Genomic DNA, 22219 nt, shown 5'->3' with positions numbered 1-22219 from the left:
TTTAAGATGCAGTAGTGCTATCTCACTAATAAATAACTAAACCGATAGCACAAAACAACGAATTATAAACGCTTTCTGGCTAAGTGACTAATTAGGCTCCGTTTATCTTTGTTCAGGAGTGCCTTCATGGATGGAAGTAACATTGAACTAGTGTTGAATTCCCCTCTGTATCAGGAATTTGAAATTCCTGAGGAACTGTTAAAACGCTGGCATGCTGTAATAGATAGTCTCGTTGAAGTTTGTGGGGTAACCAGCGGTTTTATCAATCAGGTTCACGGTCCAGATGCCCCCAAAATCACTATTTTAGTCAAAAACTCCAGTGACCCTAATGGCGACAAACTGCCTGTTGGTCTGAGTATGATTCTGCAAGGTTCCGATGTATATTGTGAAGAAGCGGTAAAAACCAACTCAATTTATAAAGTTGAAGACGCATTGAGTGAAGTCCGGTGGGCAAACAGTCCAGAATTGGAGTTTGGGTATTACTCCTACGTAGGTCTACCTATTCTGTATCCTAATGGTTCTGTTTTTGGCACCATTTGTATACTTGATATGAAAGCACGCAAATTCACCACTTCAATTGAAAAGGTGCTCCAGAGCTATCGTGACCATATATGCGCAGATATCGAACTACAGCTCAAAGTGACAGAATTAGAAAAAGCTAACCAGCAGCTAGTAAAGTTAGCAGGGAAATTAGAAATCTCCTCTTACATTGACCCACTGACCAACATATATAACCGACGTTTTCTCACGAAGCACATAGATGATCATATCCAAAGGGTAGACTCTAGAGTTTCTAGTGATATAAACACTCCTGATATTGGATTCTTGCTTGTTGACATTGACTTCTTTAAACATGTTAACGATATGCATGGCCACAAAGCTGGAGATGGCGTTTTAAAACAGGTGGCTAGCTGTATTAAGCAAAATTGCAGAGAAAGTGACTGGCTAATTCGTTGGGGCGGAGAAGAGTTTCTAATAGTTGGTCACTTTTCAAATATTGAGGACTTGCACCGTTTCGCAGAAAGAATACGTTTACGAGTTTCCCAACACCCATTCCAAATTGGCCATGAGCCGAACATTACTATCACATGTTCGATAGGTATGGCACTGTATCCATTTGACTATCAGCATCCAACTGACTTGAATTGGGAACAGGTGATTAACCTTGCGGACTTTGCCCTGTATTACTCGAAACATTTAGGCCGGGATTCATGGACTCACTTTAAGTCAAACGGTGATGCCCCTTTGAAATCTATCTATCAAGACTGCTGTGAAGATATTGAGTCTGTCTTGTCGACTGGAAAAATCAAGGTTGTGACTAACGATGGCTAATCTATTTTTAGCGTCAAATGCCTCCTAGTAAAAGTCTGCTAACCTATAAAGTTGGCAGGCTCCTTGTTCCTGTCTATTACTTATCCACATTTCCTTTTATTAGTAAAACCAACGCAATCAGCACCAAATACATAATTAACAAAGGCTCTGCAGAAGTCGATGGCAATGAAGAAGCCACAAAAGATATCGCTGCCGTCGCCAACCAACTACCAGAAAATACCGTTGCATTCGCTATACCTGCGATGTGGTTAAACGGAGCCAAAGCTCTTCCTAAATACAAGGGAAATAACATTCCCAAAGAAAATATTATAACTGCTACAGGAACAACAAAAACCACTAAATTCAATCCAGAAACGGCCAAGTAGCATACGCTTACTAGAGTCACAACTAACGACGTCCATAACGATACTCTTGTTTTGGTAGCCGCAGATATCTTAAATAAGACAATATTCATAGAATTACCTAGCAACCAGCACGCTGCCAGAAATAGTGCTATGTAGCCATAAAATACCGGGCTGTATCCTAGCTGGCTTTGAACCAAGAATGGCGAGACGGTATTAAATGCAGGCAAAATACTATAGAAAATTCCACAGATTATTGCCGAACGTAAGAAGCGACTGTCTGAAAACATTTCCGTCAAGTTGTTGCTAATCGACTTATATCGAATGGGCTGTGGGTTGGTATGGGTTTCTTTATACGCAATGAGCAATAGACAGGTGCCAATCAATACACAAGTTGCCAGCGCCTTAAATACCATTTTCCAACCAAACATTGCTAAAATATATGCTCCAACGAATGGTGACAGGGTAATACCCATGGCAAAAGAAATCGTTATCCAGTTAACCGCCTTTAAGTAAGCATCACCATGATAAATGTCTTTTATAACGGCTCTGCCACCTACACATACTAACGATACTGCTAACCCTTGAATTAAACGCAGCAAAATAACCAACTGTATACTAGGAACTAATACTGTCAGAAATAAAGATATAGTAAGCAGAACACCACCGATTAACATTGGCTTCTTACGACCAAAAGCATCGACAATAAAACCAGCGAAAAACTGCCCTATTCCAAAGCCAACCATCGCTGCAGCAAACGCCCACTGAGTGAGCACTTCTGTAGAGGAAAATGCTTTCTGGATAGATGGTAATGAAGGAACAACAATATCGACAACAACGCCACCAAAAGCAATAAGGAAATACATGAGAGGTGGAATAAAACGGCGACTCTTTGACATATCAATACTCACTTATGTTATAACTACAATATACTGACATAATTGAGAGATCAGATCTTTGGATATGTATTTCAGTAGTCTGAAATTACGTAGTTCAAGCACCACAGACTATTCAACCACAACGCTACCTTTAACATAATGTTGATTTCTGTTGTCACAATCTACAGCGGATAAACATGCCCTTAACTGTTGTAATAAACCCTCAGTAGGATCGTTGAGTTCATGCTTAAGTCGAAACAATAACGCTCTTAGCTTTAATGCGTTAGCTCCAGATGTTTTTGCAAGTAGTATGGCTTCATCTGTTTTCTGTTTCGCCTTATCCACGTCGCCTTTATCCAACAAATAACTCGCTTGAAGCTCCAAAAAAATCGTCGATGCCCAATACTGTTGAATTGAGCTATCAAATGACAATACTTCATTGTCATTGACTGCTCCAGTACTTTGCCAAATTTCAGCTAACACATTTGTATACGACCAATGCAATTCACATACAGAAATAGATTCAAGTTTCTTTGCTACTAAACCTGCCTTCGTCCTATTTGGTTCCTGCTTTACTTCTCCCCACAGTAAATACAAATCCGCATATGACTTCCAAAAAAGCAGATTTGAATCGGTTGCGGTTTTTCGCAGCTCAGTTGCAGCGCTATGTAAGTTCTGAATGTCATGATTAAGTGCAGCGATCGCACACTCCCCTTCAGCCAACGCGCAACAAAGGGAACTAATGTGATCGAGCCTGCGTGCAGCTGCAACTGCTTCTGAAGCCATTACTCGAGCTTCAACGGTCTCACCGACTACCCAAAGTGCTCTTGAAAGGAACGCTTTAGCGGCGACCAGTTGATCAAGCCCAAACCGATAAGGCGAAGCGGAGTTGCTTAATGAAAAGTATTTAATAGAGCCTCGCAATAAGCGTTTGGCTTCTTCATAATGACCTAAAAAAAATAGCGAAGAACCCTGAATTCTTTGCGCCGTTTCAAGCCCCTCATCATCATTAAATTGCTTAGATTTCTCAATCATTAGATGGGCAAATTTTAATGACTCCTCAACATCTCCCGAACGTAAATAATATAACCAAAGCCCGTAACACGCTTGGAGTTGAATTTCTTTATGTTCGTTGTTATTGGCTAGCTCCAAAGCTTGATGCCAACTTTGCCCAGTTTTACTAATAGGGCCCTTACTCCAAGATAGTGCCTTTCCTAGAGACGCATACAGGTGCATTGCTTGACGCTCGGATACGCTAAAATCTTTTTCCAACAGTGGCTCAATATAATGACGACATTCGTCGTATAGAGAATAGGTTATCCAAAAAGGAGTCGAGTTCTCGAGGATCTGTATACCTAGCTTAAAGTGCCCATCTGAATTAAGTGTCCAATCTAATGCCAAGCGAATATCATCGGTTAATACGTTATATTTACCTTTCCAAGCGTTCGTCGGAAGATTTAACGATTCGGCCAAGGCTTTTTCCGTTTCAGCGCAGCATAGGGTTGCGTGTTCCCGCTTGAGCGCTTCAAACTCATTTCTTTCCTTTAGTCTATCAATTGAATAACAGCGTACGCTTTCTAAAAAATAGTATCGAGTTTGACCATTTACTATTTCTGTCTGTAGTAGCGATTTTTCCACCAAGCTAAGCAGATGATCTGAAGTTTGCCACTTTGGCATACCCAACTTTGAAAGCAATCCGACAAGCATACTTTTAGTAAATTTTTTAGCGAACACCGACAGTCGATCGAAGAACAACTTTTCCTGCTCATTTAACAAACCATATGACCAATCAATAGCACCAAGTAAAGTTCGATGCCTTGGTAAGGCGGTTCGTTTTCCTGAGGTAAGGCTATTAAAGCGGTCAGATATTCCTTCAAGAATTTCATATACCGTTTCAGAAGCGATCCGAGATGCAGCAAGTTCTATCGCTAAAGGTAATCCATCGAGGCGGCAGCATATTTGTGCTATTACGGAAAGGTCTGAATCACTGGGCTCGAAGTCATAGCGTTTAGAGCGACACTTACTTACAAACAAAGCCACCGATGGGTTGTCGATTAATCGTAGATCTTGTGTGTCATGTATGTTTAAAGGGACAGAGAGAGGGGCTAACTTAAATAGTTGCTCACTTTGCACTTTCAGCGCATCTTGGCTTGTTGTGAGTATTTTTAAGTTTGGTGCAAACAACCTTAATTTATCTATAACCTTTGCTACAGCATCGATGATATGCTCGCAGTTATCGACAATCAATACACCTTGCATTTGTCTTAAAACTTGCAAGTCATCGTTTGATGCTTGGTCGATGCCGTTATTCAGGTTGAGGTAATTTGCTAGTAATAGATTCAAAAGCCTTTCGTCACTTACGGTAGCCAGTTCGATAAGCCGAACTTGAGAAGTATTTTTATACTTTCGCACCAACCTGCTTTTTATTGCCATGGCTAAGCTTGTTTTTCCGATACCTCCCGCACCGGTCACTGTCACCAAATTATTTGACTCTATGAGAGTTTCTAGCTCGACGAGCTCCCGCTCTCGACCTATTAACGTTAACTCAGGTTCATTTGAAAAAGAAAGATGGGAAGTATTAACGCTCGTGGCATCAATTGTTGCCACTTCTCCGAGAAAGCGATAGCCTCGACCAAACTCAGTTACAAGTAGATTCCTATCAGTTTTCAGAGCTTTACGTATCGCTGAGATCTGCGCTTGCAGGCTATTTTCTTCAACAATCACATTCTGCCATACACTTTCTAACAACGTGTCTTTGGTAACTAAATTACCCTTGGCAGAGACTAGCTGGTATAAAACATCAAAAGCCCGCTCAGTCAACGTGACTGGCAACTCCCCCTGAAACAGAGTTTTCCTATTTGGATCAACCCTCCACTGGCCGAAGGTATAGGTTTGTTTTTCAGGTAAGGCCATAACTAAGTAATCACTAGAAACATATGTGCTTCAGTAAGAGTATCACATTGCTATAAAAACAGTCTAAGCTACGAAGGCATTCATATTTGTTCAAAATAGGCTGGAATGAAAACAGCCCAAACGACAAAATTTGGGCTGTAAACCAGGGTTTAATTTTTGTTATTATTATAGACGTTCAACACACTCGCGAGCAATGACGAGCTCCTCGTTGGTTGGCACAACAAGCGCAACTGCGCCAAGTAATTCAGAGCGTGCAATAATACCTTCGTTACCAAAACGAGCCTTATCGTTTCCTTCTGAGTCTACAACAAAGCCTAGCAATGAAAGATTTTTAAGAATCTCTTCACGAATGATATTTGAGTTCTCACCAATACCACCAGTAAATACAATAGCATCGAGGCTAGTCAAAGGAATCAGGTAAGAGGCAATATACTTCGCGACGCGATAAGTAAACACCTCAAATGCTAATTTTGCATCTTCGTGGCCATTCTCCATTGCTTCTAATATTCCTCTAGCATCAGAAGTAATGTGAGATACGCCAAGGAACCCTGACTTTTTATATAGCATTTCAAAGACTTGGTCTTGGCTCCAGCCTTTCTTCATCAAAAATTCTAGAATGCCTGGATCAATATCTCCTGAACGGGTTCCCATCATCAACCCAGCAAGTGGAGTGAAACCCATAGACGTATCTTTTGATTCACCGTTTTGCACTGCGCAAACCGACGCTCCGTTGCCAAGGTGGACAGTAATAAAACCAGAGTCTTCGATTGAAATGCCAAGAATTTTGGCTGCTTCACGACTTACATAGTAGTGGCTTGTACCGTGAAAACCATAGCGGCGTATGCCGTACTCGGTATACAGATCCTTGTCGATACCAGCTGTAAACGCTTTCGTTGGCATAGTTTGGTGGAAAGCAGTATCAAATACAGCAAACTGAGGTAAATTGGGAAATGCTTCCATTGACGCTTCAATACCTTTTGCTCCAGCTGGGTTATGTAAAGGAGCCAAATCAGATAAGCGTTCAATCTCAGCAAGTACTTGTTGGTCTATTTTTACTGTTGATGTGAATTTCTCGCCGCCATGCACAACACGATGGCCAACAGCAACGATATTATTTGTGAAACCCAACGACTCGATTAACGTGACTAATCGTTTAATCGCAAATTGATGGGGGTTTCCCTGTTCGGTAATCGCCTCTTGCGTCTTTTCTCCATTGAATTTCCAACTAATCGTCGCCTCAGGCAAACCAAAGCACTCTCCTAAACCAGTGACAATTGCATCGCCTGAAGCAGAATCTATAATGGCGAATTTTAAAGAAGAGCTACCTGAATTGATGACTAAAACATAAGAGTTAGACATAAGATGTGTATCCTCAATTTGAGTTGAACGACGGTTCAGCAAGGCTTAACCGTATGTAAGAACATTATTCAATAATATTTGAATCTTTCAATAATATTTTATGGAAATTTATGTTGCTATACACTCTTCGTTGATCTGCAACAAATATGAATTTTTTTAGCAACTAGAAAATAATCATTATTCATTTTTATAGGTGTCTCGCGGACCCGTTATTGAATCATATTTACGTACAACTACACTTTTTTGATTAACAGGTTACAATGGCCTTATTAGTTACATCAAAGTTGAGGTCAAACATGAATATTGGTACAGCCTCCAAATTGACAGGCCTTTCCAGCAAATCAATTCGGCTTTATGAAGAGAAAGGGGTCATTACTCCCCCATACCGTTCGGATTCTGGTTACAGGGAATATAACGAATCTCATATCCAGGAACTGAACCTTGTTGCTAGAGCAAAAAGCGCTGGCTTTTCACTCGCGGAATGTAAAGAGTTTGTCCAACTTGCTAACAACCCAAGTAGAAGAAGCAGCGATGTAAAGCAGCGCGCAAAAGAAAAATTGCAAGAAATTGATGTCAAGCTACGCCAGTTGACAGAGATCAGGCAGCAGTTAAGTCAATGGGTCGATGCTTGCCCAGGAGATACACACTCCGATTGCCCGATCATCGACGAATTAACAAAATAAATTGATAAGGCGATACACTTGTCTCAGATTTGCCCAAGTTCGCCAAAAACACTCCACCTAGCTTCTTTAACCTAAGAAATCTAAGTTGCGACGTTTTTTGGGTTTATTGCTAGCTTCTTGTTTTTCTTTATCAGCTTCATCTTTTGTCTCGCTCAGCTTGTCGACTGGAGCCGATACTGAGTCATCGTGTTCTTCTTCTATTTCTATAGACTCGCTAAGCACTACCACATAGTATTCTTGATTAAATTCGAAAAAATCTCCGTCGTACATTTTCCGCCGCTTTCTTTTTTCTAACTCCCCATTGACTGCAATATAACCGTCTGCAATTAATAGCTTTGCTTCGCCTCCACCACTCACTAGATTAGCTACCTTAAGCAACTTATATAGCTCTACAGGCTCGCTGTGAACTTCTATCGCTACCGCTTCAATTTCGATTTCTTGCTCTTCAGTGGGTAAGCTATTCTTTTCTTCGTTATTCATCATTCTGTTACACTAATCATCTGATTAAACTTACTTTTAACCTCTTTCAATAAGGCTAGAGCCTCTTCTTTCTCATTATTTCTTAAACTAATTGAGTGGATAACTAACTGCTCACTATTTGTTATCACTCGACGAAGAGACGTACGAGATACATCTTTCGGAAAATAGTCATGCATTAATTCGATTGCTAGTAAGGCACTAGGGACACAAAACGGCCTACTTTCCGACAATTCTATTGCCGATAAGACAGCTTGATATGTGCTTTGACTTTTTAGTTTTCGTATATCGTTCAAATTTGATTCTAACAGCATTGCGCGTTTTTCTATTTTTTTTCTAAAGTTAGTAACGCGAATACATTCACATACATCAGCTAGGCGAGCTTTGTTGGTTTCTAACAGCAAAGTGTAGTGAGCCGAAACTTTGTCAAACCAGTAATCATCATGAGTGAGATACAGTAGGTATAGTAAGTACCAGCAATAATTAGGCTTAAGTTTATCGAGACTTTTTAAAAGTAAACTCAGCTGCGGCCTTAGCGTTCGATGGTTATGTTCTAGAATCGCAATGTGTGTGTTAACAAGTGTTGGCGCTAACTTATCTTGCTCATCGCAGATACTTTTTCCGATCAACTTAGCACCTTTTTCTAAAATAGATAAGTTAGACTCGCCGGATTCTAAACATAAGTTACCTTGAAGTCGCAAAATATCTAGCTGTGATTCCAACTTATGCCTGTCTCCACTGACATGCACACGTGAATACTCTCGGTAATCTTCTAAAGCACGACTTGATAAACCTAGCGCCTCATTCAATAAACCCAAGCAGTGCAATCTAGTTGAATTACCTTTGGCAAATTCACTTGCTTTGGTCAAACATAGAAGACCACCCTCATGATTACCCTTCAGCAAGCGAACATGAGCCAGTTTGTCTAAAATTACTGGATTTGGCGAACCCTTGCTATCAATTAGTGCATTTAGATAACCTTCTGCTCTATCGTAGTCCTCCAAATGAATAAGGCAGGTAGCTAATCCAACGGTTGCCCACGAAGATTCATATTTGAGACTATTTTTCTTAAAATGCACTAAAGCTGAGCGATAGTCTTTAGACGTGACAAAATATTCACCCTTAAGGATGTCTATTTCCTCGGTAAGATCAGGGAATTGCTGATAAGATTTAGTGAAGATCTGCTCTATTTCATTTGCTGGCTTGGTCTTATCTAGTTCATACAGGTTACTCAGAGACATTTTCTTGTGACAAATGTCCTTCAGTTGACGTTTCAAACCAAAAAGTGAGTATGGTTTTACAACATAACCATCAACACCAAAGTCAATGATAGAACGCACTCTCTCGGCATCTATTTCACTCGTCAACAAGAATAATATGCATGAATCGTCGACCAGTCCCCGCTGTCTCGCTTCACAGGCTACTGACACAGCGTCAGGACTGCCACCGAATTTAGAATCAAATATAAACAAATCAATAGAATACTTTCTCAAAGCCGCGAATACATTGCTACGATTTTTGGCAACACAAACTAGTCGATCGCTAAAACCCATCTCTCTCAGCAAGATCTTAAGATTTGCTATAACAAGTGGGGATTCCTCTGCGATAAGAACTTGAGCTTTACTAACTTTACGAGGCAAGGCGGACATTTGTTGCTTCATTAAATAAAAACGAAAGGCCTAGATCATACAAAAATATCAACCGATTATAAATGCGTATTCGGTGTAACTTGAGTCACTCCAAGAAAATTTATACTTCGTTACCGTAAACTGTATCAATAAGTAACTTGAAGACTCGTCTCAATTTAATTTACAGCAGCTCGACAAAGCAATACAATTGCCCGCCTTGCAACAAACAGATTTCATTCCGATATGATAACCCCCATAGCAATACGCCTTACTAAGGGTGCTGACCTTAAGAAAGAGATTCAAAAACTGGTCAATCAACATAATATCCAAGCAGGGAGCATCGCATCTTGCGTTGGTTGCGTATCGACTATTTCTCTTCGCTTGGCTGGTGCAACCAAAATGCTTTCTATTACTGCACCTTTTGAAATTGTTTCAGTCATGGGAACTTTAACGCCACGTCACCAACATATTCACGTGTCGGTATCTGATGAGCAAGGAAAAGTCATTGGTGGTCACTTGCTTGAGGGAACTATCATAGATACCACAGCAGAACTCATTTTATTTCATTATGAGAATTTTCGGTTTGATCGTACAATGGATAAATTAACTGGGTATAGTGAGTTAGATATTCATAATAAATTTCAATGAATATAAATACATTCATTCTCGCTTAGACGATCATCGTTCTCTATATAAGTAGTAAATGTTTTGAAGACCATTGTTCCTGTAACTCCAAATTAAAAAGTCATGATTTAAAAATAAATAGACATAATCATTCACAGAACTTATAGTTCAACAGTTTTGAATAACTTAATTACATAGTGCAAGACATGAACTCTTTGATAGCCAAGTAGCTTAATCGATGAGACTAGGGATATTGACGAAATGTATTGTGTAAATCGATAGCAGATGAATAGTAACTCCATGTCAGAGATAACCAGACCCACAAACATAAATATCAATCACGTTCGCTACTTTATTAAAGTCTATGAAACACAAAGCTTATCCCAAGCTGCAAAAGCGTGTGGCGTCTCTCAGCCGACTATTACAAAAAGCATTCAAGCTCTAGAAAAAAACTTTGGTATCCCGCTGTTTCATAGAGATACCCAAAACGTTCACCCAAGTGAGCCTGCTAAACTACTATACTGTGAATGCTTAGATCTTTGCCAATCTGCTGAATCGCTAGAAAAGCGCGTAAAAAATATTAAATCGGCTGAACTCGGTGAAGTTAGAATTGGTATGGGGAAAATACTATCAACTCAGTTCGGATACTTTTTGACTAGAGTATTTCCGGAACACTTTCCTAATTTAAGGCTATCCGTAACTGACGGTACGGTCTTTGAGTTGAATTCGTTGTTATTGAACAGAGATGTAGACTTTCTACTCTGCTTCTCTGAAGCACAAAGCTTTTTCCCAAACATAGACAAAATCTGTGTAAAGGAATTCTTTAAAATCCCCCTTGCACATGTAGTCTCTCCAAACGCCCCATTTTACAAAGAGAATCAAGATATTTTTTCATTTCCTTGGGCTATAGCTAGTGAGGTTATGAATGATGCAAAAAATACCACATGGGAAAGTTTTTATTTAAAGTTGGTGGAAAAAGGCTGTATCACCTACAAAATTAATAGTACCGAGGTTCGACTGCAACTTGCAAGGCAAGGAGGCGCTGCAACTGTGGTCCCTAGATATTTCGTTAGTGAGGAAATAGCCAATGGAAGCCTTATAGACGTTACTCCCCCAGGACTGGATATGTTCCCAGTTGCCGTATACACACTCAATAACAATCCGCTGTCAATCAGTAGTACAAAAATACTATCGTCATTAAAGGTACTATCTAAAAACTTTTATACAAAGCACATTATTGATAAGTAGTATTTTAAATATATAGAAATCATCATCCAAAACGTGTATATAATAAAGAGTGTATGGCTAGTAATCATACACTCACCAATCTAAATTTCTCTATCTCACTGTAAAATAACATTTATTCCAAACAGTAATAGATTTATAACTCTGTCTCTACAATAATCAGTGATATGATTTATTAAAAGTAAAATCTTCATAAATATATTTTATATGAACAGTAGAGTTATTGATAATCTCGCTATGAGGCACCTTGAGTCCTTTATTTCTATTTACGAGTTAAAGAGTATTTCGAACGCAGCTGAGCGTTGTCATATATCCCAATCGGCAATGACAAAGCATCTACAAAAACTAGAAAACTATCTTGGTCTCACACTCTTTTATCGTCATACGCGTGAACTAAAACCGAGTCCTGCTGCTACTAACTTATACTCGTATGCAGTAGATCTATTTTCGTCGGCGATGAAATTTCAAGAACGTGCAGAAAATATCTATAAAATCAATAACCAAGAGGTCAAGATCGGTATTGATTCACTAGTACCACAATGGCTTTGCAGCAAATTAACTAAAGAAGCTTATACGAAGATCCCTGATCTTTCTTTATTCTTGACTTCTGGTGGATGCGAAGCCCTGAATGATATGACCAATAAGAATGAAATCGACTTCTTCATAAGCAGTGTTTCTGGCCGTGAGCAGACGATTAACTGCGACAGTTTGATCTCAACGCCTTTAACTAGCATACCTTTAGTTTGTGTACGGTCTGCAAAACAAGAAGTAGAAAAGCATTGCAACTGGGCAATACCAAGCACTTTAAAATGGCATCTACAAAAAACCATTACGCAATTTTCAGATCCGACTACCCATGCAATACAAGAAATTGATAACATCCAATGTTGTATCGACCTTGTCTTAGAACAATTGGCATTCACTATTGCACCGAAAGAATTCGTTGAACCGTATCTGGAAAGTGGGGAGCTAGTAAAGCTGCCTGTTAGTGATGTATTTTACCAGCTGTCTATATTTCGATCCCAATCAACACCACTTTCGACAACCTCTCACAAACTTGTTGAGTTGTTGCCAAACTTAGTTAAGAGTTGATTTGCCACCCTTACATTGAGAGACTTACCAGCTCTTTTGTGTAATCGTGCTTTGGCGACTGAAATAGAGATTGTGTTTCACCTTGCTCTATAATTTCTCCATGTTTCATCACAATCGTATAGTGGCAAAGGGATTTGACTACGTTTAAATCGTGGCTAATGAACAAGTATGTTAATTGATGTTTAACCTGCAGCTCTTTGAGCAAGTCGAGTACCTGTGATTGAACAGTGCGGTCTAATGAGGATGTAGGCTCATCCAACAGTATAAATTCCGGTTTTAGCACCAAAGCCCGTGCTATTGCAATTCTTTGCCTCTGCCCCCCAGAGAATTCATTCGGATACCGATGACGTGTTTCGGGATCTAATTCCACTTCTCTCATTGCGTCACATATCATGGTGTCAATTGTGTGTTCATCATGATCGAAATGAACCCTTAGCCCCTCCCCTATTACTTGTGCGACAGACATGCGCGGGTTTAAAGCAGAAAATGGGTCTTGAAATACAACCTGCATTTTGCTCCTGTATGGTAGCATTCCTTTTCTATCAAGTGACTGCAGAGCTTGCCCTTGATAGTGTATTTCTCCTGTTGATGCCACCAATTTCAATATAGCCATGCCTGTAGTCGATTTTCCAGAGCCACTCTCGCCTACTAACCCTATTGAATAACCCTTTTTAAGCACAAAGTTCATATTTGTCACAGCTTTAATATGATCGATGGTTCTTTTAAATATTCCACCAGTGATAGGGAACCAGACTCTAAGTTTGTCGACACGCAATAGATCTTGGGCCTCACTAAGCGTAGGTACAGGAGTCCCTTTGGGGTCTGAATCGATTAGCTGCTTAGTGTAAGGGTGTGAAGGATTATGAAAAACTTGCTGGCAATCCCCTACTTCAACAAGGCTGCCTTTTTGCATAACAGCAACTCGGTCTGCAATCCGTTTAACGATACTCAAATCATGGGTAATAAATAACATTGCCATACCGAGTTCTTGCTGGAGATCTTTTAACAAACTGAGTATTTGGGCTTGTACTGATACATCAAGCGCAGTCGTGGGCTCATCAGCAATAAGAAGTTCTGGCTCATTAATTAAAGCCATTGCGATCATAACTCTTTGCCTTTCACCACCAGAAAGCTCATGTGGGTATGCGGCAATTTTTTTATCTGGAAACCTTATCCCTACTTTTTTCATCCAGTCTAATGCTAGAACTTCTGCTTTGGACTGACGCATCCCTCTATGAATCGAAAGTGTTTCCACGAGCTGTTTACCAACGCGATGTAGAGGATTAAGTGATACCATCGGTTCTTGGAAAATCATACCGATACGGCCACCACGTATACCGCGTAACCTCCGCTCAGAGCAAGTCAGCATATCGTTACCATCAAACTCAATACGACCATTCATGTAGTGAGCTGAATTACGGGGTAAAAGCTTTAATACTGAATTCGCTGTGACGGACTTACCCGAACCACTTTCACCTACTAACGCTAGTGTTTCCCCCTGATTAATTGACAAGGTTACTCTGTCAGTCACTTGTTCGACGTTTCCTTGCCTACCAAAGCCAACTGAGAGTTCGTTGATGGTTAAAACTGTTTTCGTCATAGATATATTCTACTAGCCTTACTTGCCGTGATGGTGCGGGTCAAAAGCGTCACGAACAGCTTCGCCAATAAACACCAATAGCGTTAACATGAGTGATAAAACAATAAATGCCGAAATACCTAACCAAGGAGCTTGTAAGTTCGCCTTACCTTGCGCAAGCAACTCACCCAAAGATGGCGATCCTGCAGGTAAACCAAAACCAAGGAAATCAAGCGAAGTCAGTGTCGTCACCGATCCAGATAGTATAAAAGGCATCATAGTTAAAGAAGCCACCATCGCATTTGGCAACATATGGCGTAGCATAATGCGAGTGTCATTAACGCCCATTGCTTGTGCCGCACGAACATAATCAAAATTTCGGCAGCGCAAAAACTCTGCCCTTACCACCCCAACTAAGCTCATCCAACTAAATAGCACCATAATGCCTAATAACCACCAAAAATTGGGTTCGACAAAGCTCGACAATATAATCAGTAAGAATAAGGTAGGCATTCCCGACCAAACTTCAATAAAGCGCTGACCAAATAAATCGAGCCATCCACCATAATACCCCTGCGTGGCCCCTACAACCACGCCGATAACACTCGAAACAATCGTGAGCACAAAACCGAATAACACTGAAATTCTAAACCCATAAATAATGCGAGCGAGTACGTCACGACCTTTGTCATCCGTGCCCAACCAGTTTGTCGCATCAGGGGGAGATGGGACAGAGCCTACTACATCTAAATTGATCGTATCGTAGCTAAAATGAATGATTGGCCAAACTATAAAGCCGTGTTCTTTTATTAAGTCTTCGACATACGGATCGGTATAGTCTGCTTCAGTTTGAAATTCTCCTCCAAACTGAGTTTCAGGATATTGGTGAAAAATTGGAAAGTACCATTCTTGCTTGTATTCAACGAAAAGTGGTTTGTCGTTAGCAATAAACTCAGCGAATAAGCTGATTAAAAACAATACAGCAAATATCCATAAAGACCACCATCCCCTTTTATTCGCTTTAAACCTTAGCCAGCGAGCTTCATTGAGGGGGTTACCTCGCCTCTGTTTTAGTTTTTTTGGCATTATCCTTTTGAACGCAAGCAACATAAATTAACGAGCCTCAAAATCAATACGAGGATCAACCCAAGTATAGGTAAGATCGGAAATAATACTCAGAATCAACCCTAGTAACGTCATGATATACAAGGAGCTAAATACGACTGGATAATCGCGTTGAATCGTGGATTCAAATCCAAGCAGCCCTATTCCTTCGAGTGAAAACATCACCTCAATTAGCATCGAACCAGTAAAAAAGATGCTTATAAATGCGCTAGGGAAACCAGCGATAATGATAAGCATCGCATTACGGAAAACGTGCTTGTATAGAATGCTTCTCTCATCCAGCCCTTTAGCTCGAGCGGTCACCACATATTGCTTATTGATTTCGTCTAAGAATGAGTTCTTGGTTAGCATACTGAGTGTCGCAAAACCACCAATCACCATCGCTAATATTGGAAGAGTAAGATGCCAAAAATAGTCACCAATTTGCTGATACCAATTGAGCTGGTCAAAATTGTTCGACACCAAACCTCTTAAGGGAAACCAACTGAAGTAGTTCCCACTAGCAAAAAATATAATCAGGATAATGGCGAATAAAAAACCTGGAATCGCGTATCCAACAATGACAACCGCACTGGACCAAATATCAAACCTTGAGCCATGATGAATAGCCTTCAGCACGCCAAGAGGAATTGATATGAAATAGATAATGAGTGTACTCCAAAGACCCAACGATATCGAAACGGGCAGCCTATCCACAATCAAATCGATAACGTTGCCACCTTTAAACAAGCTTTCACCGAAATTAAAAGTGGCATAGTTTTTTAGCATGTCCCAATAGCGCTCTAAAATAGGCTTATCGAACCCAAATTGTTTTTTTATTTCAGCTACCACTTCTGGGTCTAGACCGCGAGATCCTTTGTAACCTGCTTTGTTATCGTCAGGTTTACTGGTATCAACTTCACTACCTCCACCGGCAAAACGCTCCATAATGCCAGAGTTTTTGCCTTCTATTTGGGCGATAGCTTGCTCTACAGGTCCTCCCGGAGCAATTTGAATAATAAAGAAATTGATAGTGATAATTGCCCAAAGTGTTGGTATCACCAGCAATAATCGCCTAAAAATATAAGCCGCCATAACAACCTCTTATTGACGTTTTTCAGGTAATTTCTTAGCTTTCTCTTTTGAAACCCACCATGTATCTATACCTAAATCATATTTTGGCATGACGGCTGGTCGCTCAAATTTATCCCAAGTTGCTACACGGTAATTATTTATGTACCACTGGGGAATCATATAGAAATTCCACTGTAAGACCCGATCTAAAGCTCGTCCAAGTGCTAGCAACTTTTTAGGGTTTTGTTGGCTATCAGCAATGTCTTGAGTGAGCTGATCGACAACTGGATCTGTTACACCAGCTTGGTTGTACGAAGAGTCTAAATAGTGCGAATTCCACACAATCATAAGATCGGGTCTTGGGTAATTCATTGCTGAATAGCGAGACGAAATCATATCGTAATCTCTATCTCTCCAGCGCTTGGTGTATTGTGTGGTATCTATGGTACGAATCTTCATATCAATACCAAGGCGCTTTAAGTTCTTTTGCAGAGGTATAGCGTAGCGCTCGGTCGAAGGGCTATAAATCAACAACTCGAATGTAAAAGGCTGACCCGTTTTTTTATTGGTCAAGACACCATCTTTAAGCTCCCAACCCGCTTCTTTCAAAAGTTTGAAAGCGACGCGCATTTGCTTTCTTATTCTTCCTGTGCCATCGGTCTTAGGTGGTTGATACTCTTCTGTAAATACTCGCTCAGGTATCTTTCCTTTAAATGGCGTTAAAATTGCCAGTTCGTCTTCTGACGGTAACCCTCGCGCTTCGTACTCAGAATTTTCAAAATAGCTTCTAGTCCTTACATAGGAGTTGTAGAACATATTTTTGTTCATCCACTCAAAATCAAACGCATAGTTAAGTGCTTCTCGGACTTTAGGGTCACTAAAAATTGGTCGCTTAATATTGAAGATAAATCCCTGAGTAGAGACAGGCTTGTGATGCGGTATCTCTTCTTTTTTGATATAACCTTTATCGAAGTTAACGCCTGTATAAGACTTAGCCCAAAACTTCGCTGAGCTTTCTTGACGAACATCGAACTCCCCTGCCTTGAAAGCCTCCAACATAACGGTCTCATCACGGTAATAATCGTACTCGACCTGTTTAAAATTGTTACGACCGACGTTGACCGGTAAATTCGCAGCCCAATAGTTGTCAACTAATTCATATGTCACACTTTGCCCCGGCTTAAAATCGACAACCTTATAAGCAGAACTTCCTACCGGTGGTTTATCCAGCGGCTCTGAGAAATTTTTATCTTTCCAAAAGTGCTCAGGTAATACAGGTATCCCCTGAACAAAACTGAATAGCTTCTCTCTATTTGGCGCAGACATTTCTATTCGAACCGTTTTATCATTGAATGCGGTTACTGACTTAATGTCTTTATAGTAAACACGGAATTGAGGGACACCTTCCTTCATAAATTTACTGAAGGTAAATGCCACGTCGTGCGCCGTAATTGGAACGCCATCGTGAAAGCGTGCTTTAGGGTTGATATCGACCTCCATCCATTTGAAGTCATCGGAATAACGAATTTTTTCAGCTATCAATGGATAGTAGGAATCAACTTCATCTGCTGGGCCAAACATCAAAGTGTCGTACAATTCACCCGATGCCGCTGCGGGAACCCCTCGCGAAGCATAACGGTTAAAGTTGTCATACGTTCCAATTCGACCAAACGTCACCTTTCCATATTTTGGCGCGTTAGGGTTCACATAATCGAAATGAGTGAAGTTTTCGGGGTACTTAGCCTGGCCAAAACCAACAAGTCTGGTTGATTCAATAGTTTTCGCGTTAGCAACCAAACTGATCATGGATAAAGTGACGACAGCTAACAAACACTTTAGCGCTCTCATTTTAGACTCCCTTCTAAATTTCACGATAGCTCGCATATTCAGTTGTATACCCAAGTAAACTGAATATGTATAGTGAAATTTGTCGCAATCAGATGGTGCTCACTGTTATGACAATTCATTCGAACTATTTTTCTACTTAACTATCGAAAAGCGCATCAACACTAGGAATATGCTGCATGATTATTACCACAACACCTCACATCGAAGGTAAGACAATCAAACAATACAAAGGCGTTATAGCTGGTGAAGCCATATTGGGTGCGAATATGTTTAAAGACATGTTTGCAGGGATCCGCGATTTAGTCGGAGGAAGGTCTGGGACCTATGAAAAAGAATTAGAGAAGGCGCGCAATATAGCGTTTCAAGAAATAGAGCAAAAAGCTCGTGAACTTGGAGCCAATGCAATTGTTGGCGTAGATATCGATTACGAAGTACTTGGTAATAAAAACGGAATGCTAATGGTTTCAGCTAGTGGCACTGCAGTTGTGATTGAATAGAGTGCGCAACAAATAAGGTGACTGCACACTTTTCGGCTTCGCCTGCACTAAAATGGTTAGGTTAATATGTGTAGGTTATTGAATATAATGTAAATAATCATTAAAAACTAGCCAGCAACCAATAGTCATTACTTATACATCTCATGCTAGTAAAGGCATTCTTGTCTATTTCTAAATTGTCATAAGTTTAGGATAAATTTTGGCACGAGCCATGCATTGAGCTAAACAAGGTTCGGTGGCATGAAAAAAGTTGGCCCAAGTTTAGTTCAATCTGCCGCTACAGTAGTACATTTGTGAGGTATAAAATGAGAGTAGACCTATCCGCACCAAGTGCTTTACTAGATGCAATATTGCCGGGAACGCTCGATCTGGCTGAGCACAGACAAGACAGCGATGTATCGAACGCATCCACAAGGCATATTACTAACAAGCCTTCAATACGCAGAGAAGATGATTTACTAGCAAAAAACTCTATGCTTGTTCAAGCAGACACGTTTATAAATGCCTAAGCATGTTGAGATCTGCTAACTTCATTTCAATTGAGAGACAGTGAATTCAAGTTCGGTAAAGAACTTTAACGACATGCCAACCAAACTTGGTTTTCACTAAGTGGGGTGTAAGTGTTTCGCCGCTAAAACAAACTTTATCGAACTGCGGTACCATTTGTCCACGACGAAACTCACCAAGATCGCCGCCTTTTTTCCCAGAAGGACAAGTTGAGTATTTTTTTGCTAGCGTTTGAAATTTAGCGCCTTTTTTCAATTGCTTAATAATATCTTCGGCTTGTTCTTTATGCTTAACTAATATGTGCAATGCTGCGGCGGTTTGTGCCATGATTTTTACCTACTTATAAATTTTTCGCTATTCTACTGAAGATTTCCATAAACGTCACAAAATCATAGGGTGTATATTCACACCATAATAATCCAATTACGTTCAGACACATTTGAGTTATTATTACAATTAGTAAAGGTAAAGAATTGGGAAAAACCATGGCAAAAGTAACCAGCAAAGCGAACCAATCACAAGGTATGCTGATGTTTACGCTCAACTTGCAAAAGCAGTTGTTTGCTATTGGTACTCTAAAAGTACGTGAAATAGTCCCATATATGCCAACAACTCAGATCCCCTACTCGCACCATCACGTCATTGGTACGGTCACAATTAGAGGGATGACCATTCCTGTTATTGATATGTCTGCTGCAATAGGCTTCCGTGCAATTCAGCCAGAAGAATATCAAAGCTGCTATCTTATTGTGACGGACTGCCTACGAACCATCGTAGCGTTTATGGTGCGCACTATTGATAAAATTATTGAGTGTAACTGGCGCTCCATAGAACCCGCTCCCGATACTGCGGGCAAGAACATCTTTGTAACTGGTATAACTCGACATAAAGATAAAATAGTCCAAATGCTTGACGTTGAGTTACTTCTATCCAAAATATATCCACAATTCGAATCTGGCAATATTCCAATGCTCACTGATATCGAGCGTGAAAGATTAAAAGTCCTCAATATACTCCTCGTTGACGATTCTAGTATTGCGAGAAAACAGTTGTCAGACGCGTTAGATGGGATCAACATTCCTTATCAAATTTGCAACAATGGAGTTGAAGCGCTGCAGTTAATGAAAGACCAAGCGTCAACGGATAAAGCTATCCATTTACTGGTGAGTGATATTGAAATGCCCGGTTTAGATGGTTACGAGCTAGCGTTTGAGGTACAGAATTCTCCCGAGCTAAAAGGTGTATATTGCATTTTACATACTTCATTATCCAGCGAAATATGCGTTGACCGAGCACATCAAGTTGGCGCTCATGAAGCCCTAGAGAAGTTCAACGCTGCTGAGTTAATTCAAGCAATGCTAAAGGGTGCAATCAAGCTTGAACACATAAATACCGATGTGTAGGCACGCTATTTCAATTTTGACTCTAGCTCGACCCTGTCTGATTTCTTCAACTGACCAATTACTAACTTATAAGATTGTTCAATTAGTTCATGAATCAAGCTTGGCTCCACATCAGTTTGGTCGGTATAAACAGTAATCCAATGTCGCTTGTTCATATGATAACCGGGAATAATCCCATCAAACTGACTCGCTAAAACTTCTCCATCTTCTGGTTTGCATTTTAAGTTAACGTATGGACGACCATCAAGGGTTGAGACCAGCGCAAACATTTTCTCTTTAACTTTATATACTGCCACTTGGGGACCAAATGGAAAGTCTAATTCGCTAGCGGGAAACTGCTCTAAGTAATCATGTAATTGCTCCATAACCCTTCACCCATATCATCAGCTACACGTAAACAAAATAACCAAAAACACTCTTTAAACCCAGCAAAAATACAGTGCGCAATTGAAGCGTACTCTAGATATAGTAGCGAAATGCAATATCCGCTTTCAGTTTTTTGATATTTATTAGGAAAGCCGCTCTAATTTCCACTAATCTTATTGTATTCAAAGTGTGAGTATCAATCATGACAGATAACGACTATAAAAAGGCAACCGCAAATCTAAAAAAAGCCGTTCCGTTAATGATGAAAAATCATGTTCCTGTAACGCCGGCAAATTACGCTCTTTGGTACACTTACGTCGACAAAGCAATACCCAGTCTTAATATCGAGTTAGATGCCGCAATAGACAAATATGGCGTGTGTCCACCAGCAACAGGCTCTGCTCTATATTCAAATTACATTGCGAGTAGAGCGGAAGCGGACAATCAAGAGCTCAAAGCTAGCTTAGAGCTGCTATTATCTGAAGCCGGTAGTTCAATGAGGGATACATTAAAGGACACGACACAATTTTCAAAAGTCATTGACGAAAGCTTCTCTAACCTTGAACGAGCCAACGATGATGGCATGACAATAGAAGAAATAATGAATGTCGTACAAGAGCTATTGTCAGAATCCAAAGAAATTCAAAATTCAACTCGCCATCTGAGTAATTATCTACAAGATGCAAGCCACGAAATTAGTCGTCTAAAAACGAAACTATCTGAAATGCAAAAAGATGTTTTGTTTGACAGCCTATCGGGCTTGTATAACCGAAAAGCGTTTGACGACGATTTATTTACACTTTGTCATGCCAAACAAAAACTATGCTTAATTTTACTAGACATCGATCACTTTAAAAATTTTAATGACGAATATGGCCACTTGTTTGGTGACACTGTCATTCAAAATGTTGCTAAGCGACTACAAGCGACAAGTAAAGAAGGCATATCAGCTTATCGCTTCGGCGGTGAAGAATTTGCTCTTATTGTACCGAATAAGCCACTCAGTGTGGCGAGACAATTAGCCGAAACTGTAAGAAAGCTGATCGAAAACCTTTCCATTAAAGACAAAAAGACCGGACAACAGATTCGCAGTGTGACCGCTTCTTTTGGCGTGGCTGAGATGGAAGAATCTGAAAGTGTGTCAGAACTTATTGATCGAGCAGACAGGTTAATGTATGAGGCAAAAGAAGCAGGTCGAAATCGAGTTCATCCAGAATAAAACCGCTTATCAGTAACCCCATATTATATGTTAGAGTATCTCCTGTTTAT

General features: G+C 40.2%; 20 protein-coding genes. 9 read left to right on the top strand and 11 right to left on the bottom strand.

What is annotated here, in order from left to right; all coding sequences use genetic code 11:
• Positions 1–126: 126 nt before the first annotated feature.
• On the top strand, positions 127–1332 hold the full coding sequence (locus tag ACM2FC_RS09705) for a sensor domain-containing diguanylate cyclase (RefSeq protein WP_498480711.1): 1206 nt from the start codon (positions 127–129) through the stop codon (positions 1330–1332).
• Between the two features lie 76 nt (positions 1333–1408).
• On the opposite strand, the gene ACM2FC_RS09700 is transcribed toward ACM2FC_RS09705, so the two are convergent.
• From ACM2FC_RS09700 to ACM2FC_RS09690, 3 genes are all read right to left on the bottom strand, one after another.
• Positions 1409–2572, bottom strand: coding sequence for an MFS transporter (locus tag ACM2FC_RS09700; RefSeq protein ID WP_498480710.1), 1164 nt, complete (start codon positions 2570–2572; stop codon positions 1409–1411).
• A gap of 108 nt (positions 2573–2680) precedes the next feature.
• A complete protein-coding gene (locus tag ACM2FC_RS09695; protein ID WP_498480709.1) occupies positions 2681–5464 on the bottom strand; it encodes an ATP-binding protein in 2784 nt (927 codons plus the stop codon).
• Between the two features lie 165 nt (positions 5465–5629).
• Entirely contained in the window at positions 5630–6823 is a 1194-nt protein-coding gene (locus ACM2FC_RS09690; RefSeq protein ID WP_498480708.1) for an acetate/propionate family kinase, read from the bottom strand.
• A gap of 296 nt (positions 6824–7119) precedes the next feature.
• Between ACM2FC_RS09690 and cueR the strand changes: the two genes are divergently transcribed.
• Entirely contained in the window at positions 7120–7506 is a 387-nt protein-coding gene (gene cueR, locus ACM2FC_RS09685) for a Cu(I)-responsive transcriptional regulator (RefSeq protein WP_498480707.1), read from the top strand.
• Between the two features lie 66 nt (positions 7507–7572).
• Here the strand turns inward: cueR and ACM2FC_RS09680 are convergent, their stop codons facing one another.
• Both ACM2FC_RS09680 and ACM2FC_RS09675 read right to left on the bottom strand, forming a co-directional pair.
• Positions 7573–7989, bottom strand: coding sequence for an RNA-binding S4 domain-containing protein (locus tag ACM2FC_RS09680; protein ID WP_498480706.1), 417 nt, complete (start codon positions 7987–7989; stop codon positions 7573–7575).
• Positions 7986–9632 carry a hypothetical protein gene (locus ACM2FC_RS09675; protein WP_498480705.1) on the bottom strand — a complete coding sequence of 549 codons (1647 nt, stop codon included), beginning with the start codon at positions 9630–9632 and terminating at the stop codon, positions 7986–7988. Before ACM2FC_RS09675 ends, ACM2FC_RS09680 begins: the two co-directional genes overlap by 4 nt.
• Before the next feature lie 222 nt (positions 9633–9854).
• Here ACM2FC_RS09675 and ACM2FC_RS09670 point away from each other — a divergent pair, with 222 nt between their 5' ends.
• The 3 genes from ACM2FC_RS09670 (at position 9855) to ACM2FC_RS09660 (ending at position 12572) form a co-directional block, all read left to right on the top strand.
• Positions 9855–10259, top strand: coding sequence for a PPC domain-containing DNA-binding protein (locus ACM2FC_RS09670; protein WP_498480704.1), 405 nt, complete (start codon positions 9855–9857; stop codon positions 10257–10259).
• 261 nt (positions 10260–10520) lie between these two features.
• A complete protein-coding gene (locus tag ACM2FC_RS09665; RefSeq protein ID WP_498480703.1) occupies positions 10521–11483 on the top strand; it encodes a LysR family transcriptional regulator in 963 nt (320 codons plus the stop codon).
• 204 nt (positions 11484–11687) lie between these two features.
• Entirely contained in the window at positions 11688–12572 is an 885-nt protein-coding gene (locus tag ACM2FC_RS09660; protein ID WP_498480702.1) for a LysR family transcriptional regulator, read from the top strand.
• A 10-nt stretch (positions 12573–12582) separates the two neighbouring features.
• Here ACM2FC_RS09660 and ACM2FC_RS09655 read toward each other — a convergent pair whose 3' ends face one another.
• The 4 genes from ACM2FC_RS09655 to ACM2FC_RS09640 are packed head-to-tail and all read right to left on the bottom strand — an operon-like array spanning position 12583 to position 18177.
• Positions 12583–14172, bottom strand: a complete 1590-nt coding sequence (locus ACM2FC_RS09655; protein ID WP_498480701.1) for an ABC transporter ATP-binding protein — start codon at positions 14170–14172, stop codon at positions 12583–12585.
• An 18-nt stretch (positions 14173–14190) separates the two neighbouring features.
• Positions 14191–15237, bottom strand: a complete 1047-nt coding sequence (locus ACM2FC_RS09650; protein WP_498480700.1) for an ABC transporter permease — start codon at positions 15235–15237, stop codon at positions 14191–14193.
• A 27-nt stretch (positions 15238–15264) separates the two neighbouring features.
• Positions 15265–16350 carry a microcin C ABC transporter permease YejB gene (locus ACM2FC_RS09645; RefSeq protein WP_498480699.1) on the bottom strand — a complete coding sequence of 362 codons (1086 nt, stop codon included), beginning with the start codon at positions 16348–16350 and terminating at the stop codon, positions 15265–15267.
• A 9-nt stretch (positions 16351–16359) separates the two neighbouring features.
• A complete protein-coding gene (locus ACM2FC_RS09640; protein ID WP_498480698.1) occupies positions 16360–18177 on the bottom strand; it encodes an extracellular solute-binding protein in 1818 nt (605 codons plus the stop codon).
• 176 nt (positions 18178–18353) lie between these two features.
• Between ACM2FC_RS09640 and ACM2FC_RS09635 the strand changes: the two genes are divergently transcribed.
• Both ACM2FC_RS09635 and ACM2FC_RS09630 read left to right on the top strand, forming a co-directional pair.
• Positions 18354–18674 (top strand): heavy metal-binding domain-containing protein, encoded by a 321-nt coding sequence (locus ACM2FC_RS09635; RefSeq protein ID WP_498480697.1) that lies wholly within the window; start codon positions 18354–18356, stop codon positions 18672–18674.
• 305 nt (positions 18675–18979) lie between these two features.
• On the top strand, positions 18980–19183 hold the full coding sequence (locus tag ACM2FC_RS09630; RefSeq protein WP_498480696.1) for a hypothetical protein: 204 nt from the start codon (positions 18980–18982) through the stop codon (positions 19181–19183).
• A gap of 46 nt (positions 19184–19229) precedes the next feature.
• On the opposite strand, the gene ppiC is transcribed toward ACM2FC_RS09630, so the two are convergent.
• On the bottom strand, positions 19230–19508 hold the full coding sequence (ppiC, locus tag ACM2FC_RS09625; protein ID WP_498480695.1) for a peptidylprolyl isomerase PpiC: 279 nt from the start codon (positions 19506–19508) through the stop codon (positions 19230–19232).
• Between the two features lie 158 nt (positions 19509–19666).
• On the opposite strand from ppiC, the gene ACM2FC_RS09620 reads away from it, so the two are divergent.
• Positions 19667–20584, top strand: coding sequence for a chemotaxis protein (locus ACM2FC_RS09620; protein WP_498480694.1), 918 nt, complete (start codon positions 19667–19669; stop codon positions 20582–20584).
• Between the two features lie 5 nt (positions 20585–20589).
• On the opposite strand, the gene ACM2FC_RS09615 is transcribed toward ACM2FC_RS09620, so the two are convergent.
• The gene (locus ACM2FC_RS09615; protein ID WP_498480693.1) at positions 20590–20949 is read right to left on the bottom strand and encodes an MmcQ/YjbR family DNA-binding protein; all 360 of its coding nucleotides are present in this window, start codon (positions 20947–20949) and stop codon (positions 20590–20592) included.
• Between the two features lie 203 nt (positions 20950–21152).
• On the opposite strand from ACM2FC_RS09615, the gene ACM2FC_RS09610 reads away from it, so the two are divergent.
• Complete coding sequence (locus ACM2FC_RS09610) at positions 21153–22169, top strand: GGDEF domain-containing protein (protein WP_498480692.1); 1017 nt, start codon at positions 21153–21155, stop codon at positions 22167–22169.
• Positions 22170–22219 lie beyond the last annotated feature (50 nt).

The sequence above is a fragment of the Vibrio sp. A37 genome (assembly GCF_059777565.1).
Note: the sequence above shows the minus strand (reverse complement) of the source record. Positions and strands in the feature narration are given on the sequence as shown.

Bases quoted from the DNA above. Each gene is read 5' to 3' on its own strand.
- ACM2FC_RS09705 (WP_498480711.1), top strand. From the start codon at position 127: ATGGATGGAAGTAACATTGAACTAGTGTTGAATTCCCCTCTGTATCAG.
- ACM2FC_RS09700 (WP_498480710.1), bottom strand. From the start codon at position 2,572: ATGTCAAAGAGTCGCCGTTTTATTCCACCTCTCATGTATTTCCTTATT.
- ACM2FC_RS09695 (WP_498480709.1), bottom strand. From the start codon at position 5,464: ATGGCCTTACCTGAAAAACAAACCTATACCTTCGGCCAGTGGAGGGTT.
- ACM2FC_RS09690 (WP_498480708.1), bottom strand. From the start codon at position 6,823: ATGTCTAACTCTTATGTTTTAGTCATCAATTCAGGTAGCTCTTCTTTA.
- cueR (WP_498480707.1), top strand. From the start codon at position 7,120: ATGAATATTGGTACAGCCTCCAAATTGACAGGCCTTTCCAGCAAATCA.
- ACM2FC_RS09680 (WP_498480706.1), bottom strand. From the start codon at position 7,989: ATGATGAATAACGAAGAAAAGAATAGCTTACCCACTGAAGAGCAAGAA.
- ACM2FC_RS09675 (WP_498480705.1), bottom strand. From the start codon at position 9,632: ATGTCCGCCTTGCCTCGTAAAGTTAGTAAAGCTCAAGTTCTTATCGCA.
- ACM2FC_RS09670 (WP_498480704.1), top strand. From the start codon at position 9,855: ATGATAACCCCCATAGCAATACGCCTTACTAAGGGTGCTGACCTTAAG.
- ACM2FC_RS09665 (WP_498480703.1), top strand. From the start codon at position 10,521: ATGAATAGTAACTCCATGTCAGAGATAACCAGACCCACAAACATAAAT.
- ACM2FC_RS09660 (WP_498480702.1), top strand. From the start codon at position 11,688: ATGAACAGTAGAGTTATTGATAATCTCGCTATGAGGCACCTTGAGTCC.
- ACM2FC_RS09655 (WP_498480701.1), bottom strand. From the start codon at position 14,172: ATGACGAAAACAGTTTTAACCATCAACGAACTCTCAGTTGGCTTTGGT.
- ACM2FC_RS09650 (WP_498480700.1), bottom strand. From the start codon at position 15,237: ATGCCAAAAAAACTAAAACAGAGGCGAGGTAACCCCCTCAATGAAGCT.
- ACM2FC_RS09645 (WP_498480699.1), bottom strand. From the start codon at position 16,350: ATGGCGGCTTATATTTTTAGGCGATTATTGCTGGTGATACCAACACTT.
- ACM2FC_RS09640 (WP_498480698.1), bottom strand. From the start codon at position 18,177: ATGAGAGCGCTAAAGTGTTTGTTAGCTGTCGTCACTTTATCCATGATC.
- ACM2FC_RS09635 (WP_498480697.1), top strand. From the start codon at position 18,354: ATGATTATTACCACAACACCTCACATCGAAGGTAAGACAATCAAACAA.
- ACM2FC_RS09630 (WP_498480696.1), top strand. From the start codon at position 18,980: ATGAGAGTAGACCTATCCGCACCAAGTGCTTTACTAGATGCAATATTG.
- ppiC (WP_498480695.1), bottom strand. From the start codon at position 19,508: ATGGCACAAACCGCCGCAGCATTGCACATATTAGTTAAGCATAAAGAA.
- ACM2FC_RS09620 (WP_498480694.1), top strand. From the start codon at position 19,667: ATGGCAAAAGTAACCAGCAAAGCGAACCAATCACAAGGTATGCTGATG.
- ACM2FC_RS09615 (WP_498480693.1), bottom strand. From the start codon at position 20,949: ATGGAGCAATTACATGATTACTTAGAGCAGTTTCCCGCTAGCGAATTA.
- ACM2FC_RS09610 (WP_498480692.1), top strand. From the start codon at position 21,153: ATGACAGATAACGACTATAAAAAGGCAACCGCAAATCTAAAAAAAGCC.